This window comes from Paenibacillus popilliae ATCC 14706, assembly GCF_000315235.1.
In the GTDB taxonomy this organism is placed as follows: Bacteria; Bacillota; Bacilli; order Paenibacillales; family Paenibacillaceae; genus Paenibacillus_B; species Paenibacillus_B popilliae.
The window spans coordinates 1-2189 of record NZ_BALG01000203.1 but is presented as its reverse complement, the minus strand read 5'-3'; the positions used below and the strand labels follow the sequence as shown (position 1 = coordinate 2189).

3 protein-coding genes are annotated in these 2189 nt (G+C 51.8%); 1 reads left to right on the top strand and 2 read right to left on the bottom strand.

Annotation, left to right across the window (positions count from 1 at the left end):
- Positions 1–262: 262 nt before the first annotated feature.
- Positions 263–373 carry a putative holin-like toxin gene (locus PPOP_RS24355; RefSeq protein ID WP_234399829.1) on the top strand — a complete coding sequence of 37 codons (111 nt, stop codon included), beginning with the start codon at positions 263–265 and terminating at the stop codon, positions 371–373.
- Positions 374–536: 163 nt separating this feature from the next.
- On the opposite strand, the gene PPOP_RS25455 is transcribed toward PPOP_RS24355, so the two are convergent.
- Both PPOP_RS25455 and PPOP_RS13220 read right to left on the bottom strand, forming a co-directional pair.
- Entirely contained in the window at positions 537–1742 is a 1206-nt protein-coding gene (locus PPOP_RS25455) for an N-acetylmuramoyl-L-alanine amidase (RefSeq protein ID WP_006287015.1), read from the bottom strand.
- Positions 1726–2010, bottom strand: a complete 285-nt coding sequence (locus PPOP_RS13220; RefSeq protein ID WP_006287013.1) for a phage holin family protein — start codon at positions 2008–2010, stop codon at positions 1726–1728. Before PPOP_RS13220 ends, PPOP_RS25455 begins: the two co-directional genes overlap by 17 nt.
- Between the last annotated feature and the right edge of the window lie 179 nt (positions 2011–2189).

Here is a 2189-nt window from a genome sequence, read left to right as displayed (position 1 = left end):
TAGGTGTAAAGGAGTACTCTATTCGCACTATAGTTGAAATAACAGATTAACAGACCCCGCCCGCACCTCTCATCGATGTGTAACAGGGCGGGCCGTTTTTATAGTAAGAAAGCCTCGGATCACTCCGGGGCTTTTGTTTTTGCAATCTCAAAAAATTGTCGTTTTCTGTCCCCATACATTGAAATATATGGTATGATAGACGAGCAATAGAAAGGCTTTATGGGCGGTCTAGGCTAAGCCTCCGGAAAGGAGGTGGCGCTACATGGAGATAAAAGACGCTTTGACGCTTATGATTGAATTCAGTTTGCTTATTGTTGCACTACTGACGTTAATCTTTACTGTCGTCATTGCTCTTTTGAACCAAAAGAAATAGACCGCCCCATCGGAAGGTAACGGTCTATTTCACGATACTTATCCAACAGCCGACCGCTCTTAAAGCGGCTATTGCTCGGGAGTCGTGTTACTAGCACGGCTCCTTTTCTATTTATATCTTACCATGACAGAATTTATACGTCTACGGGATATTGTTCGTATCTCTATTTCCCCAACTGCTTCAACATCCGATCAACTACCACTGCCATCTCAGCCCGCGTAATCTGCTCATTCGGGGCAAATCCAGCGTTACGGCCACCCATAATTCCAGCATCCATAACACGCTGAATAGACGCCTCGGCCCAATGGCCGTCATAATCCATGGCCGGCTTGTCCGGTTGCTTAGGCGCTTGCATGCTACGCAGCTTTGCTAACTCGTCTGCCAGGCGGCACCCATACTCCGCTGATGGCGCCCATTTACCACCCAACGCCTCCACAGTTTTAGCGGTGCCATGCAAATGTGCGAAATGTCTTGGATCGGGAGTGCCCGCACGTGGGTATCCCGCAGCCCCAGCGTACAAGGCCAAATGGTCAAGGTGGGCTTTGATGCCCGCGCGCCAGTCATCAAATCGTTTATGCGCCGATGCCTGAGTATCCCCGCCACCAGCGGTGATTTTGAGTCCGCATGGATTGCAAAAGCTCGCATCGATGCCCGCCGCACTCTTACAGTCCCGGTACAAATAGCCTGTCTCGTGCCCAAACTGTACATACGCAACAGCCGGGTCAACGCCGCGCTCCGGGGCTAACTCCCAGTACAGGTCGGCGAGCTTGATAAACTCAGCCGGTGCCTTATGGCTTCGGGCCCACGCTTTCGCCTGCTCAACCGTGGCCGATGCCTTGCCCAGGATGTTTGTCGCCTTGGCTGGTGACTTGGGCTTAGCCTGCTTGCCTAACTCTTTCTCAATCAATTTGATAAACTCCGACCAGCGCGGCAGGATACGAGACGGACATCGCTTACCACTCCAGTGCTTATGCGGTACAACCTTACCAATAGCCAAGCCATGACGACACAGCAGCACAGCCACCAGCTCCGCCGCCCGCTGCCACGCCTGCGGCTCATTTATCCCCTCGTACATGCAGACCTCGATGCCGATACTTGTTGTATTTCCGGGGCCATCTTTGTCCCCAGCATGCCATCCCTGCTCGTTATCCCGTAAATGCTGGTAAATCTCTTTGTCGTCTACCGTGTAGTGCCAGCTCACCTCTCGGTCACCACTGCCATTAAGAATGTATCGTGCATGCGACTCGGCAGTGGCCCCTGGTGCGGTATTGTCGGTATTGTGGATCGTAATATATCGTGGCTGCATAGGGCAGCTCGGTTTGTTCGGCTGGCCGTCTGGCAGCAGCCGTTGCTTAATTTCGATGGTCATCGTTAACTCCACCCCTCATTTTTGTTTGCTTAAATACTTGGTGCCCGAATACAGCGACGGCACCGCACAACACACCCTGGATAATTGATGATGGGACAAATCCCAACATCCAGACGGCCAAAAGCACAGCGGCTGCCGTCACAATGTAAACAATGGTCCAGTCCGGCACCCGCGGCGTTTGCTTGAGCATGTACCCAAGCGCCCAGCAGGCGGCTACAACGACAAACAAGACCGGATCAATCATGTTAAAAATCATGCTCCATTCCATAGATAAGTCCCTCCTATTATTTATTTCAGGCCGCCGGAGATAATAAATCCAGCCATCGCCAAAACAAAGGCCCCGGCGATTGTACGCGAGGCCACTGAAGAACTTGCGTTTTTCTTCGGAGGCGGTGCAGATAGTATAAAAAGAAGACATTCACCCCGCGTTTTGGAGATGAATGTCTT